This is a genomic window from Pararhodobacter sp. (genome assembly GCF_034676545.1).
Taxonomy (GTDB): domain Bacteria; phylum Pseudomonadota; class Alphaproteobacteria; order Rhodobacterales; family Rhodobacteraceae; genus Pararhodobacter.
Window position 1 is genome coordinate 23,485 of sequence record NZ_JAUCBZ010000011.1, and the last position, 13,732, is coordinate 37,216.

Annotated in this window: 14 protein-coding genes and 2 pseudogenes; 9 read left to right on the plus strand and 7 right to left on the minus strand. The window is 62.7% G+C overall.

The annotated features are described in order from the left end of the window. Positions 1-72 precede the first annotated feature (72 nt). A complete protein-coding gene (blaRCP, locus tag VDQ28_RS01785; RefSeq protein WP_028030786.1) occupies positions 73-954 on the minus strand; it encodes an RCP family class A beta-lactamase in 882 nt (293 codons plus the stop codon). Between the two features lie 138 nt (positions 955-1,092). Between blaRCP and VDQ28_RS01790 the strand changes: the two genes are divergently transcribed. The 6 genes and pseudogenes from VDQ28_RS01790 to VDQ28_RS22540 all read left to right on the plus strand — a co-directional run. Further along, positions 1,093-1,962 carry a LysR family transcriptional regulator gene (locus VDQ28_RS01790; RefSeq protein ID WP_035026280.1) on the plus strand — a complete coding sequence of 290 codons (870 nt, stop codon included), beginning with the start codon at positions 1,093-1,095 and terminating at the stop codon, positions 1,960-1,962. A gap of 342 nt (positions 1,963-2,304) precedes the next feature. Further along, entirely contained in the window at positions 2,305-3,504 is a 1,200-nt protein-coding gene (locus VDQ28_RS01795; protein ID WP_323034354.1) for a DUF932 domain-containing protein, read from the plus strand. An 89-nt stretch (positions 3,505-3,593) separates the two neighbouring features. Next, a complete protein-coding gene (locus tag VDQ28_RS01800) occupies positions 3,594-4,094 on the plus strand; it encodes a hypothetical protein (RefSeq protein WP_028030784.1) in 501 nt (166 codons plus the stop codon). 97 nt (positions 4,095-4,191) lie between these two features. Then, the gene (locus VDQ28_RS01805; RefSeq protein ID WP_028030783.1) at positions 4,192-4,710 is read left to right on the plus strand and encodes a hypothetical protein; all 519 of its coding nucleotides are present in this window, start codon (positions 4,192-4,194) and stop codon (positions 4,708-4,710) included. A gap of 101 nt (positions 4,711-4,811) precedes the next feature. Continuing rightward, complete coding sequence (locus VDQ28_RS01810) at positions 4,812-5,303, plus strand: DUF6878 family protein (RefSeq protein ID WP_028030782.1); 492 nt, start codon at positions 4,812-4,814, stop codon at positions 5,301-5,303. Between the two features lie 10 nt (positions 5,304-5,313). Beyond that, a pseudogene (locus VDQ28_RS22540) lies at positions 5,314-5,403 on the plus strand (DUF6915 family protein); the annotation flags it as partial. A 183-nt stretch (positions 5,404-5,586) separates the two neighbouring features. Here VDQ28_RS22540 and VDQ28_RS01820 read toward each other — a convergent pair. Genes VDQ28_RS01820 through VDQ28_RS01835 form a run of 4 tightly spaced genes read right to left on the minus strand, consistent with a single transcriptional unit; the run spans position 5,587 to position 9,050 of the window. Then, positions 5,587-6,279 carry an ABC transporter ATP-binding protein gene (locus VDQ28_RS01820; RefSeq protein ID WP_028030781.1) on the minus strand — a complete coding sequence of 231 codons (693 nt, stop codon included), beginning with the start codon at positions 6,277-6,279 and terminating at the stop codon, positions 5,587-5,589. A 3-nt stretch (positions 6,280-6,282) separates the two neighbouring features. Beyond that, positions 6,283-7,371 carry an ABC transporter permease gene (locus VDQ28_RS01825; RefSeq protein ID WP_323034355.1) on the minus strand — a complete coding sequence of 363 codons (1,089 nt, stop codon included), beginning with the start codon at positions 7,369-7,371 and terminating at the stop codon, positions 6,283-6,285. Between the two features lie 41 nt (positions 7,372-7,412). Beyond that, complete coding sequence (locus VDQ28_RS01830; protein ID WP_028030779.1) at positions 7,413-8,558, minus strand: efflux RND transporter periplasmic adaptor subunit; 1,146 nt, start codon at positions 8,556-8,558, stop codon at positions 7,413-7,415. Positions 8,559-8,561: 3 nt separating this feature from the next. Further along, positions 8,562-9,050: a cytochrome b gene (locus tag VDQ28_RS01835; RefSeq protein ID WP_028030778.1), complete on the minus strand. Its 489-nt coding sequence runs from the start codon at positions 9,048-9,050 to the stop codon at positions 8,562-8,564. 80 nt (positions 9,051-9,130) lie between these two features. Here VDQ28_RS01835 and VDQ28_RS01840 point away from each other — a divergent pair, with 80 nt between their 5' ends. Together VDQ28_RS01840 and VDQ28_RS01845 are read left to right on the plus strand one after the other, a co-directional pair. Next, entirely contained in the window at positions 9,131-9,739 is a 609-nt protein-coding gene (locus tag VDQ28_RS01840) for a TetR/AcrR family transcriptional regulator (RefSeq protein WP_028030777.1), read from the plus strand. Next, a complete protein-coding gene (locus VDQ28_RS01845; protein WP_323034356.1) occupies positions 9,736-10,092 on the plus strand; it encodes a hypothetical protein in 357 nt (118 codons plus the stop codon). Before VDQ28_RS01840 ends, VDQ28_RS01845 begins: the two co-directional genes overlap by 4 nt. Positions 10,093-10,174: 82 nt before the next feature. Here VDQ28_RS01845 and VDQ28_RS01850 read toward each other — a convergent pair whose 3' ends face one another. Next, on the minus strand, positions 10,175-12,205 hold the full coding sequence (locus VDQ28_RS01850) for a tyrosine-type recombinase/integrase (protein ID WP_323034357.1): 2,031 nt from the start codon (positions 12,203-12,205) through the stop codon (positions 10,175-10,177). Further along, positions 12,202-13,494 (minus strand): tyrosine-type recombinase/integrase, encoded by a 1,293-nt coding sequence (locus tag VDQ28_RS01855; protein ID WP_323034358.1) that lies wholly within the window; start codon positions 13,492-13,494, stop codon positions 12,202-12,204. The genes VDQ28_RS01850 and VDQ28_RS01855 overlap by 4 nt, the downstream gene beginning before the upstream one ends. On the opposite strand from VDQ28_RS01855, the pseudogene VDQ28_RS01860 reads away from it, so the two are divergent. Next, positions 13,426-13,731 (plus strand): annotated as a pseudogene (locus VDQ28_RS01860) (DUF6915 family protein); the annotation flags it as partial. The gene VDQ28_RS01855 and the pseudogene VDQ28_RS01860 overlap by 69 nt on opposite strands. Position 13,732: the final 1 nt, after the last annotated feature.

The following is a 13,732-nucleotide window of genomic DNA, read 5'->3' on the forward strand; positions in this document are numbered from 1 at the left end:
TGGCATGATGTCTCACTGCTCCGCAGCCCAAAGTACATCCTTTCTCAGAGCGGAAGCCGCGCCTGGGATAGGCTATTCGCGAACAACCGCGACCACCGCCCTACCCAGATCTTTGAGCGCCTCGTTGCGAACCTCGAACTCCGCGTCCGTATCCGAGATGAACATGGTCGCGATCCAGGGCGCTCCGCCTTCAGGCTGGATCACCGCGACGAGGTTGCGCGTGTGGCTTCCGCTGCCCGACTTGTCGAGGATCAGCCAGGCGTCCTCGGCCTCGGCGCGCAGCAATGCGCCGGTCACGCCGCCGTGGCGCATCCACTCCGCCAGCTTCCCGCGGGCCTCCGGAGACAGCACGTCGCCCAGCAGCAGCGCTCGCAGCGTCTCGGACATGGCGGCCGGGCTCGTGGTGTCCCGCTCGTCTCCAGAAGCGAAGTCGTTCAGCTTGGGCTCGATGCGGTCGAGACGGCTCGTCGGGTCGCCGACGCTGCGGAAGAACTGCGTCACCGCCTCCGGCCCCCCGAGATGCCCGATCAGGATGTTCGCCGCCACATTGTCGCTCATGTCGATCGCCGCGAGGCAGAGCTCGTCGAGGGTCATGTTGCCGCCGACCCGCGTCTCCGTGACGGGCGCGTAGGGCACGAGGTCGGCCTTGCGCACCGGCAGCGCATCGGAGAGCGACAGCCTGCCCGCGTCCCAACGCGCGAGGATGGCGCCGCAGACCGGCACCTTGACCGTGCTGTTCATGAGGAAAAGCTCGTCCTCGCGGTGAGACCAGGACCAACCCGTGCCGGTCTCCATGAGCGAGAGGCCGACGCGGGCGCCGAGCTGTTCCTCGATCCGGGCGACGGTTTCGGAGAGCGCCTCGACAGGCGTTTCGGCGAGGGAGGCCGTGGCCATGGACAGGCCGAGAGCGAGCCCTGTCGCGACACGCGACAGGACGGTAGCGGTGAACCGCATGGGACCATTCCTTTCAGGATCTGCGCCAGTGGCGCCTGGGATGCGACATCACATGATGTCATGCGGACTGTATATTTCGGCTTGATCGCAGCCATCAAACGACAAATCTTATGGCCTGCCATTAGCTGAGGTACTGCCATGGATCGCCCCGACCTGCCGCTCAATGCCCTGCGCGTATTCGAGGTCGCCATGCGCCAGGGCAGCTTTACCAAGGCCGCGATCGAGCTGCGCGTCACCCAGGCTGCCGTCAGCCACCAGGTCGCGCGGCTCGAGGACCTGCTGGGCACAGCGCTGTTCCTGAGGACCTCCCAGGGGCTGATCCCGACCGACGAGGGACGCCTGCTCTTTCCCGTGCTTGAGCATGGGTTCGACGCGATGTCGCGGGTGCTCGACCGTCTCGGCGGGCGGCGCGACATCGAGGTGCTAAAGGTTGGCGTCAACACGACCTTCGCGATGTGCTGGCTGATGCCGCGGCTCGAGGCGTTCCGACAGGCCCATCCCCAGATCGACCTGAGGATCTCGACCAACAACAACCGGGTGGAGATCCTGCGCGAGGGGCTCGACATGGCGATCCGTTTCGGCACTGGAGGCTGGACAGGACACGATGCGATCCCACTGGCAGAGGCGCCGATGGCGCCGCTCTGCGCGCCGGGCCTCGCGTCACGGCTGCTGCATCCCTCGGACCTCGGGCAAGTAACGCTTCTGCGCAGCTACCGAAGCGCCGAATGGCCGGGCTGGTTTGAGGCCGCAGGCGTGCCTTGCCCGCCTGTCACCGGGCCGGTCTTTGACAGCTCGGTGGCTTTGGCAGAGCTGGCAACCTCAGGCGCCGGCGTCGCCCTGCTGCCGATCTCCATGTTCGAGAGCTACATCGCGCAGGGCCGCTTGGCACAGCCTTTCGGCGTCACAGTTTCTGTCGGACGTTACTATCTCGCCTGGCCGTCCGACCGGCCCGCCACATCAGCGATGAGCACGTTCTCGCGTTGGCTGACCGGCCAGAGCGCTGAGTAAGCATCCAATTCGTGTCACCCCCCCCCCAAGCCTGCCGTGCGCGCTAAGCGCCGCGGACATTGGCAGGCACCCACTTGGATGCCCGTCATGCAACATGAAGCCCAAAACCGACACGAAGGGCTCGAAAGGGCTCGAAGCAGAGTTGCGGCGGCACAGCTTGCTGCCCCCCAAGCGAGTGGGGTCTGCCCAGCAGAGACGGCCCTTCCGCGACGTTCGACCCAAGCGCGGCGAAGGTCCGCTTCCCGCCCTTCACATCAGCCAGAGTAAGAGGAGTGTCGATTTCCCGGCGACGGGTTGAGGGCTGGGAGAGTGGCTCCTGGCGCCCGTCGCGGGAGATAGCCGATGGGCGTTGTAGAAGTTCTGGATCCAGTCGCACCGGCGCGGGCGGGTGGCTGGAAAGTGGATGTGAGCCGGGGTGAGCGGAACGGGCGAGTGTCGTCCGAATGGTTCAACCGGCCCGATGATGAGCGGTATCTGTCGCTCGACGATCTCTGGGCCAATGTGAAAGGTCGGTCCGACCGCAGCCGCAGCCGAGTGGTGCAGACGGCGGATATCCGGGTCGAGGCCGCGCGCGATAACCCCGAGCGGTTGCATCTGATGCTGCCGAAAGCGCATGAACCTGTTGCGCCCACGCATTGGGCGTTCGGCCAGCTTGCCAGCATCGTCGGCGCTCCGGCCTCCTACCTGCGGCAGTTGCCCGCGCCGCTGGCGGGGATCAACCTGCAGTATGGCCTGACCAACCACCGCGCCGAGCAGGTGAAGACTTTCGAGACCGAGGATGGCCGCACTGAATTGCGCGCTGTGACCGGGCCGGACTACGGCCGCATCCATGACCATGAACTGGTCGAGGCGGTGCAACGGATCGCGGGCAATGGCACCGGCGACACGCGCTGGAAGGTGCCGGGGGTGCTCGACTGGTCGACCGGGGTCTACAACCCCGATGTCGAAATCAGCCGCGACACGACCACGCTCTATGCCTCGGACCGCGACGTCTTCCTGTTTCTCGTCGACGATCACAACCCGATCGAGGCGGGCCGGTTGCCGGACGGTTCCCCTGATCTCTACTTCCGGGGCTTCTATTGCTGGAACTCCGAGGTGGGCGCCAAGACGCTCGGCATGGCGAGCTTCTACCTTCGGGCGGTGTGCCAGAACCGCAACCTCTGGGGCGTCGAGGATTTCCAGGAGATCAAGATCCGCCACTCGAAATACGCCGCGTCGCGCTTCGCACATGAGGCGGCCCCGGCGCTGACGCGCTTCGGCAATTCCTCGCCGCAGGGTTTCGTGAACGGAATCAAGGCCGCGCGGCAGCAGATCGTGGCGCGCACGGATGAGGACCGGGATGACTTCCTGCGCAAGCGCGGCATCTCGAAGGCGGAGTCGGGCAAGATCATCGAGAAGGTGCTGATGGAAGAGGGCCGCCCGCCCGAGAGCATCTTCGACTTCGTGCAGGGCATCACGCGGCTTGCGCGCGACAAGACCCAGCAGGATGCCCGGCTCGACATGGAAGGGCGCGCCAAGAAGCTACTCGACCGGGTCGGCTGACCCTGTGCCGGAGGCTCTGTTGCCTCCGGCCACTTTATTGCCAAACTGGATTGCTACTTGCCTGCAGTGATTTAAGTTGGGCGAAAAGTATGGATGATATCGATTGGTCTGATCGCGCGTTCTACGATGATGGCGAATGGGTTACTTGGTCAGAAATTGACGAGCAGCTGCGCTACAAAGAGTGGGGAGCAAAATACCCCAACGCCATCCGATCAATGATACCCTACTTTGAAGATCTGATATCGCTTGCGGAAAGCTATCACAGGGAGACGGGTCTTCATCTCGCCGTCTACGGCGATGTCGGTGAACTTTTCGGCGCCATCACGTATGGCATCAAGCTGAACAAAACCTACGCGCAAGGCGCTGACGGAAGACTTGGCAATGACCACGTCGAAGTGAAAACGATTACCCCCTTCAAGACGAAGGATGTCGTGGTGGTCGATACCGCAGGGAACTTCAACAAGTTGCTCGTGGTCAAGATCAACGAGGATTTCCAGGTATCAGGTCGAATGATTGACCGAAAGGATTTGCCTAAGCGGCAAGGTCGATACCTGCGTGTCCGATGGAGTGATTTGCCGTCGGCAAGTTGAGCAGCTTCTGTCGCTCCTTCGAGGAAGAGGGCGGCGGTTTGGTCTTTGACGGATAGGGCGGGGAGAGAGGCTCCCTGCGCCGTCGGAGGTTTCCCCCATGCTCGACTTGCCCTTGCCCATCCTGCCGACCACCGGCGCGCGGGGTGTCCCGCCAGGTTGTCCGTCTGGAAACTCCGATCTCAGTCATCCGTTCGCGCTGACCCTGTCGCGCCGCGCGCCGGCCGATCTGATGTCGGGCCGGGCCGCGCCCCTAGTGCTCGCCCGATTCGCGACGCTGGCCGATGCCATGCTGGGCGCGATCGACCATGCCGAGGGGATGGCCACGAACACCGCGCCCCAGCTGCTAGCAATCTTCGACCGCGACGAGCGCCTTGTGCTGGCCGGGGCCGCCAGCGACTGCGCCGTCGCGTGGTGTCACCCGGTGATGAGCGCCACAGAAGCGCGGGGCGTGGTGACCGAGGCGAGCCAGCTGCGCGCGCAGGCGGGCCGCGCGGCAACCTGGGGTGAACCCGATCTTGCGCAGCGGCTGCGCCACCGCGCCGATCTTCTGGATGGGCGGCTCGTCGACCCGCTCTGGCGCGCCTTCGCCGCCAGGTTACTGCAGGTCGCTGCGTGAGGCCCGAGAGACAGAGAAGGGCAGGGGGGATTTGGAGCTTGTCCGGGGGAGAGAGATCGCCCGGCCCGGCTCCGATCCCTTCCCCTTACCGGAGACACCCGATGACCCTGAGTGAACCCACCCTCGCGCCCCCGATGGCGCCCTCGACCGTCGACATGGCGCAGATCTTCGCGGCCCATGCCGAGCGTGCCGCTCGGATCGAAGCGCTGCGCCCCGGCAACAAGGATCGCCTCTTCGACGGCCTCACGGCCGCCGGCATCACCCATGTCACCGTGACCTTCGACGGGGCCGGGGACAGCGGCCAGATCGAAAGCATCGGCGCATGGTCCGGTGAGAATGCCGTCGATTTCCCCGCGACCGAGATCGCCTATGCCGCGCTGACCTGGGACGACCCCGAGGTCGAGATGCGCAACCTGTCACTGGAGGATGTTGTCGAGCAGCTGGCCTACGATTTCCTCTCCGACACCCATGGCGGTTGGGAGAACAACGACGGCGCTTGGGGCGAGTTCTGCTTCGACGGCGCGGCCCGATGCATCCACCTCGAGTTCAACGAGCGGTACACCTTGTCCGAACTCCACACCCACGATTTCTGAGGAGGCGGCGATGGCACATCCCTATCACCACGCCCTGTCCTCCGTGAAGAAATGGGGCGGCACGGTTGATGACTTCATCGCCGTGCATGCCTGGTTAGATGTTACCTGGACAGGCAAGGATTTTTTTGGCGCCAAGGGTAGCGATAGTCCATAGGAGGGACCCCGCCGTCCGCACTGCGCGGATCAAAGCGCTGGCGGTGCGGACGGCGGGGAGGTCCCTGTGGTCTATCGCGATTGTCGCGCATCTCCGATTTATCTGTTTATGCTTGACTGTCCTTAGGCACTACTCATCTGCCAATTTTCCGTCGCGCAGATGGATAAGCCGATCGAAGCGGTCGAAGATTTTCTCGTCATGGGTGACCGTCAGGATGCAGGCTTCCTGCTCGGCGGCAAGCTTTCGCAGCAGGTCCATGACCAGTTGTGCGCGTTTGCTGTCCAATGCCGCGGTCGGCTCGTCCGCAAGGATGATCCGCGGGCGGTTGGCCAGCGCGCGTGCGATAGCCACGCGTTGCGCCTCGCCCCCTGATAACAGCGCGGGCTTAACCGGGGCGCGGTGGCCGACCTCGAGATAATCGAGAAGCTCTTTTGCCCGCTCCTTTCCCTTTTCGGGCGCCCAACCGGCAAGGTCGAGGACGAGGGATACATTTTCTGCCGCCGTCAGGAAGGGCAGCAGGTTGTGCGCCTGAAAGATGAAGCCAATCTTGTCCAGCCGCAGACGACGCAGATCGCTGCGCAGCCATTTGCCGTCAAAGACCGGATCACCATCCAGCACCACCCGACCCGAGGATGGGTCAAGGATGCAGCCGATGATGTTCAGAAGCGTCGTCTTGCCAGACCCTGACGGCCCCAGGAGTGCGATCACCTCACCTGCACGCACCTGCAGGTCAACTTGGCGGAGGGCATCGACGCGGGTCTCGCCTTCGCCATAGTGCTTGGCCACGGCTTGCACATCGACCAGAATATCACCGATGGCCATGGCTCAGCCTCCCAGCGCGGTGGCGGGGTCCACCTTCAGGGCCGCGCGCACGCCCAGACCGCTGGCGGCCAGACAGACCACGACGATGATCCCGGCCAGAACGGCCACGTTAAACGGTTCCAGCACCACGCGGCGCGGAAAGACATCCTTGACAAGCAGGATCAGAACCAGACCGATGCCCCAACCTGCGGTCCCAAGGATCAGCGATTGCTGTACGATCAGCCCGATGATGGTGCGGTCTGGGGCGCCGATCAGCTTTAGCGTTGCGATCTGCTTCAGCTTTTCCATGGTCATGGTGTAGATGATCAGCGCGATCACCACGGCCGACACCGCCAGGAGGATTCCCAGAAACAGCCCGATCTGACGGCGCGCCTTGTCCACAACCGAGGCCAGCAGGATGTTTTCCTGTTCGGTCTGGCTTAGGGCAGCCAGATGCTTCCATTGCCGCAAGGTTGCGGTCAGCAGATCGACATCCGCGCCGGGCGTCACGCGCACGATCACTGCCGCGACCGAGGCCGACTTGACCGCCCCCGCCCCGCGCGCGGCCTGCACCCGTTGATCTGCCGGAGCAAGTTCCGTTTGCAGCGCCATCGCATCGGCAAGCGTCATGTAAACCGCCGGATCGCCGCCCGAGTTCATCGCCCCTTCGACGAGCCCGACCACGGTAAAGCGGTTGCGGCCAAGGCGGATGGTATCACCCAGCACAAGGCCAGTCTTGCGGTCGGCCACCAGTTCGAAATGGCTGGTGCCGATGCCGCGCCCTTCGGCGATGATCTGCGGGCCACCCGGACGTCCGGTTTCATAGCCGATGATATAAAGCCGCAAGGCGCGGTCAAGGAAGGGGGCCTCGATGGTCTGGTAATTGATGGCCCCGGCTTCGGCCACGCCGGGCATGCGGGCCACGGTGTCGCGGCTGTCGGCGGGAATGGACGAGGCTTCGGCAAAAGGCCCCTTGGTGCCCGCCTCGACCACCCAGACGTCCGCCGCGGGGGCCTCGACCACCGCCAACGCATCGGCCACAAGGCCATTGTAGATGCCGATCATCGCCAGAACGACCGTCATCAGCAGGCCCAACCCGAAACAGGTCAGCACAAAGCGGAACAGGCCATGCCGGATGTCTTTCAGCGCCAGATTTATGGCGCGTCCCCGATCCGGGCCAGTCTGCCTTCGTCGGCACCTTTCGGCGGCATGGCGACAATCGCGGCGCCCTCGGGCAGGCCGCCTGTCACCTCGACCCGGCCCCGGTCGTCGCGTGCGCCAAAGGTCAGCTCGGCGCGGCGTAGCCGACCATCCTGCACCAGCCAGACTATGCCGCGAAAGCCGTCAAAGCCGGTGATCGCCACCTCGGGCACCATCAGCGCGTTGTCGCGTATGCCGGTCAGGATGCGTACTTCGGCCTGTTCGCCAAGGAACATCGCTTCGGGGCAGTCGGAACAGGTCAGCCAGACGCGGCGCTCTTCGTTAACGCGGTCACTTTCCAGCCCGATCCGGGCGACGGTGCCGTGGAACTCTGCCGCAGGCTGTGACCGCAGGCGGATGACACCCTCTTGTCCAAGCGCCAGTTGGCCGGCGCGTTCTTCGTCGATAAAGGCCTGAACCCAAATCGTTGCCGGATCAATCAGGGTGAAGATTGGATCACCGGCCTTGACCACCGTGCCCGGCTCGACGTGGCGAGCCACGACAACCGCATCATAGGGTGCGACCAGCCGGTGATGGGCGAGCAAGGTTTGTTCCAGTTGCAAGGCGGCCGCCGCATCTGCGCCCTGCGCGCGGATCACGGCCAGATCGGCTTCGGCCAAGGCCAGTTCGGCCCGCGCCACATCCTCGTCGCGCTGTGCCTCCTCGGCTCGCTGGATAGAGGCGACGTCCTGCCGCGCAAGTTCCTTCTGTCGATCGTTCGCGGCAATGCGCTGTGCCAGAACTGCCTGCGCCCGCGCCACTGCGGCATCGGCCTTGGCCTGACCGGCGGCATTTGCCGCAACCGCTGCTTGCGCCCGCGCAACGCGCGCTATCTGCTCAGCCGGATGCAAGGCGGCCAGTTCCTGTCCGGCCTTGACCGCATCCCCTGCATCTGCCGACACCGACACCAATGCCGCGCCAACTTCGAACCCGACGCGCGACAGGATCCGGGCCTCGACGGAACCTAGACCGTAAAGGCGCAAGGGCACCCCGGTTTCAGCGACGACAACCGTCACAGTCAGGGGCCGTTCGGTCAGAAACCAGCCCGCCGCCGCCAGCCCAACCAGTGCAACCGCGCCAAGGATCCAGGTTCTGCGCATCGCTCAGCCCTCGGCCCGGCGCATGCGGTTGATCAGGCCGTCTTTCAGCACAAACTGATGATAGAGCGCACCCAAAACATGCAGCGCCACCAGCGCCAGCAGCACGATCTTCAGCACGTTATGGCCCTGTGCCGCCAGATCGACCCCGCCGAACCAGGCCATCGACCCGCTGAGCGGCATCAGGATCATCAGCGCGTAAAGGCCGACATGGGCGGCCTTTGCCAAGGCGCGCTGCGCGGCACTGTCACCGACCATGGCAGGCGCGCCGCGCCGCGCCCGGATCGACAGCCGCCACAGCGCAAACAGCATGACCAGCGCCCCGCCTGCGACATGGGCCAGAACCAGCGGATTAAAGGCGGTTTCCACCCCCTTTGCCGCAGCGTCCCACGCGGCGGCAATGGCATCCTTGAACAGGTATTGCTGCACGATCAGCAGGGCCGCGCCCCAGTGAAGCGCGATCTGAAGGCGGGTGTATCCTTTGGGGCTGGGCATGGCGGTCCTCTCGCTCTGGCGAATCAGCTTGCTTGCTTTGCAAAATATGTTAGTGATTACCTACTTACAATAGGTGTCCCATGTTGCGTCGCAAATCAGCCGAAGATCGCAAGACGGAAATCATCGCGGCCGTTCTGGACTTGGCCGACCGTATCGGCCCCGACCGGCTGACCACCAATGACGTCGCGCAAGAGGTTGGCGTGACCCAAGCCGCGATCTTTCGGCATTTCCCGACAAAGGCCGAACTCTGGACCGCCGTCGGGGAGGCCATCGCAGATCGGCTGGAAACTGCCTGGAAGCAGGCCGTCGACAGCAACGAAAGCCCGCAGTCAAGGCTCCGGGCGCTGATTGCTGCGCAGTTGCAGCAAATCGGGGAAACCCCCGCGCTTCCGGCCATTTTGCATTCCCGCGAATTGAACGTGGACAATGCCGCCCTGCGCGACCGGTTTCGTGGGGTTCTGATGCAGTATCAGGCGCATCTGGTGGCAAACCTGCATGCCATGGCCCAAGCCGGGATGATGGGTGCGGGCGTTCAGCCAAAGGATGCCGCCGTGCTTCTGACCTCGCTTGTTCAGGGCATTGCCATCCGGTGGAGCCTTGGCTCGCGCAGCTTTGACATCGTGCCCGAGGGGATGCGCCTGCTGGAGGTGCAACTGGTTCTGTTTGCCCGCAAGGAGATGCAGACATGAAAACGCATCACATCGCCGGTGTAGCGGCCATAGCCTTTGGGTTGTTGACGCTGATATCGGGTGGATCGGCCCTGTTCGGCTTGGTCGACATGGGGGCCGTCGTGGCCTTTGTCTTGTGGTTCAACTTCCTCGCAGGCTTCGCCTATGTCATTGGCGGCCGGCTTCTGATGATCGGGCATCGGCTTGCGTTGCCCGTCGCGCTGACCATCCTGATCGCGAACGCAACGGTGTTTGCCGTGTTCGGCTGGCGGGTTTTTGTGGGGGATGCCTTCGAGGCGCGCACTGTCGGCGCGATGACGTTTCGGACAGCTTTCTGGGTAGCGATGGTCTGGGCTTCCGTGCGAAGATCATGACATCTGGTATGAGTTTGCTATAGCGCGCGGTTTGGCCGACGCAATCCGATGTCAACATAGCTTATTTGTCGTTCGCTCACTGCTATGGGTCGGCTTCTTCACCCAGATCCTTCAACAGACGTTCGATGCGCGAAGCTGTGCTCTGATGTCGTTCGACCTCTTTAGACCATCCCCGCTCGCGCGCATCTTCAGCAAGTACTAACTCGAGTTTTCTCCGCTCTTGCAGCCGACCAGCGTAAGCTTTGGTCGTGACGAACTTGGCGCAGCTGAGATACAGGTCGCATTCGCAAGGTCCCTCCGACGGCAGGCGTAGACAATGGCCAAGTTCGAGCTCGGTCTTGATGAAGTTCGACTTAAGCCAGTCGATCGCCGCGCATGACAGCTTTCCTGCGCGGATCGCTTCTGCGCCCGGTCCGGCAATCATTTCGCCGGGTCCCAGAACGCTGCGGTAGTCGCGCAGCACTTCGGCGTCGCTGATCCGTGCGTAGACCATGGACATGTGCGGCGTCTGATGCCCCAAGACGCTCATGATCGTGTGCAACTTGGCACCTCGTTCGGCAAGTTGCGTGCCCACAGTGTGCCGAAACCGATGGCTGGTAACTATCGGCTTTCCATCTTGATCGACCAGCCCGGCGAGTTTGCACATCTGATTCAGGGGGTATTGTAGCAAATAGTCTGCCGACATCCGCCCGCTGCGGCGAAAGAAGACATAGCGGACCAAGTCGCCAGTCTTGTCATCCCGGATCGGACGGTCGTTGGCTTCGAGCCGTCGCTGGATGACTTCGTGCAATGCCGTTGCGGCGTCGTCATGCAAAGGCACCAGGCGTTCCCGCATAGTCTTTCCAGCGGGTATCCGCAGTCGGAAGGTCCCGTCGGGATACTGATCCAGGCAGTCCAAGCGGAGCCGAATCACCTCTCCCCGCCGAGCGCCAGACCAGCGGGCGATCAGGAGCGCTGCCTTCTGAAACTCACACTCGAGGCTCGGCAGCTGCGCCATAAGGCGCGACAGCTGGTCCTCTGGAATAAACCTTGGCACGCGGTGTGCCAACTTCGGCAGATCGTTCGGATCAAGAATCGGCCGTGTTGGAAAATTGGGCCAGTCCCATGCCGCGCCATCAGACAGGAACTTGGCAACAGTGCCCGCCCTTGCTCGACGAGCGTTTATGGACAGCGGCGCGCCTGTGCGTGGTGCAATGTCGAACTGAAGGTGGCGAAGGTAATCGTTGAAAAGCTCAGGATTGATATCAGCAAAGTTCAAAATGCTGGGCTGTCGGGTAGACAAGTAAGTCACAAAATGCCTCATCGAAACGGCCATGTGATCTACCGTCGGGCGAGCAAGACTGACCCGCTTTCTCTCAAGCCACCGGTTTGCCCATTCCTGGAGGTCTGGCCTCGGCGAAGCGATCGGCTTGCGTTTGTCTTGGATAATCTGAGGCCGGATGACATCATTCCCGTTTTGGAAGAGGAGCAGCTGCAGAATGCGGGTTTTGACCCGCCAGCTGCGCTGAAAGCCTGCCGGGAAGTCTTCTTTCTCGTTTCGGAAGATATGAGTGTCATGCCGTGCGGCGAAGGCGTCGACACCTGCGATCATTTCGTCGAGGTGATGCTGGCGAAGTTCGCCGAAAGAGCGAACACCCGTGTTCATCGCAAGGCGTGGCAAAACCACGCGGAGCGCTGCTTGCACGCCGGTTGCGGAATAGCCAATCTTCGCACTGTCCGCGACCAATGCGTCGAGCCCCTCATAGGCGTTCAATGGCTCCATCGTCTCCGCCACACGCATGTTCCCGACTGCGAACAGGAAATCGTAGTCCAACCGGATTCGGTCGGTCATGGCTGCGTAATAAAGATAGCTGCGGGCCCGAAAGCTGACCGGATAAGTCGGGTGGGCCTGCTTGTCACCATTTAGGCAGCCAATTCTGATGGGCAGGGGGGCAGCGAACCAATCCCTGATATCCGGCCAACTCTCAATAAACGTGGATCGGTATATCAGCCGCTTGCGGCGAAAACTGTCAGCCATCGGGATGCGCGCCAGAAATGCCGCATAGTCAGCTTCGTCTGCGTGCTCAAATATGACAGGGCGGTCGACGTCCGATTTTGGCGATACATGGGTCACAGAGCCTCTCTGTCCGTTGTTTGCGAAGGACGGTCCAGACCCAAGGCGTGTCGATACTCGGCGACCACTACGGCGTCGGATACCCTTGTGTAAATTCTGGTCGATTCCGGCGAGGCATGACCCAATCGCTTCTGTAATGTCAGTTCTCGCATCCCTGCCTCCCACATGCGCGTCGCATGGGTGTGGCGAAGGGCGTGCGGGGTCATCCACGGCTCACGGATCTCGGCGCGCTCACATGCGCGAGCGAAAAGTCGCGCCAGCGCAGAATAGGACAGCGGTTCTTGACGGTTTACGCCTGTGCCGCCGACCAGGAACACGAAAGGAACGTCAGCATCACTTGGTCGTTCGTGCATGACGTATGCGTTCAGGGTTTCCAGTGTCTCGCCATCATGCAAATCGACTACGCGCTCGACGCGGGACTTCGATCGTGCGCCCTTTGGATGATCATCGCGGCAGCGCACGAAGATGCGGCGGCGCCCGTAGCCGATATCGGCCAGATGTAAGCCGAGGACTTCTCCGGGGCGAAGGCCTCCGTTCAGCATCAGCAATACCAAGCTGCGATCGCGGAGATTGCGCGTGGCGGCCATTAGGCCTTCGACCTGTTGCTGATTCATCGGTCTTGGAAGCCGCTGCATGGTCTTGAGGCGCAATTCTCTGACCTCAGACCTCTGCCGTAAAATCCCAGTCAGAAACGGCCTGTGCCTGTCGCTCACCCGCCAAGATGTTTGATCTTGTTTCTTCACGATCGGGTTTGCCACGCTGAACGCTCCGGTGAAAATCGCCCAACGATAGAAGGCGTCGACCGCCACAAGGGCGCGATTGATCGTGGCGGCCGACAGTCCTTTTGCAACGGGCGCCCCCTCACTCACCACAAGTCTGATCGAAGTGTCCCGGCGCTTGCGATTGGCTGGCACCGACCGAAGGTGCCCCAGGAAGGCGGCTGAGAGTTCAGGGGAGAAGGAGGTCCAATGAATTCCTTGTGTTGAGAGAAAGGTCCAGAGATGAATGAGGTCGCGCGCATAGGCGAGGGCGGTGTTGGGCGAATATGCTTTCGCCAGCAAGTAGGCAGCAAATCGACAGATCGGCTCGACTGGATTACCGTCCAAATCTGTCACCAGAATTGTGCCGCCGCTAACGGAACCTGTCAGTTTGAACATCAGCGCCTCAAGAGATTCCGGGGTCATACCGTCCAGCATATGGCAAAACGCCGCCGCGGGCGTGCTGTCCACATAATCGACCAGAGCAAGGAGATCACAGCGGACTTTCGGCACCGGGCCTTGCGCCACCATGCCGAGGGCATCTTCATGGCCGAGACGATCTTCGGTCGCACCCTCACACTCTCGACCGGGCGCATCATCCCGACCCGCTGGGTCGGTGAGCAGCATGTCAAGGAGGACCTCGGCTTCATCCCGAGCTTTGCCGACTGGGTGAAGGCCATCCGGCCCGAGCCCTGGATGGGCCGGTCGGCGCGGATCGAGGCGCTGGTCGATCCGCATCTCGCCTCGCCCGTGGTCGAGGTCACCTGAG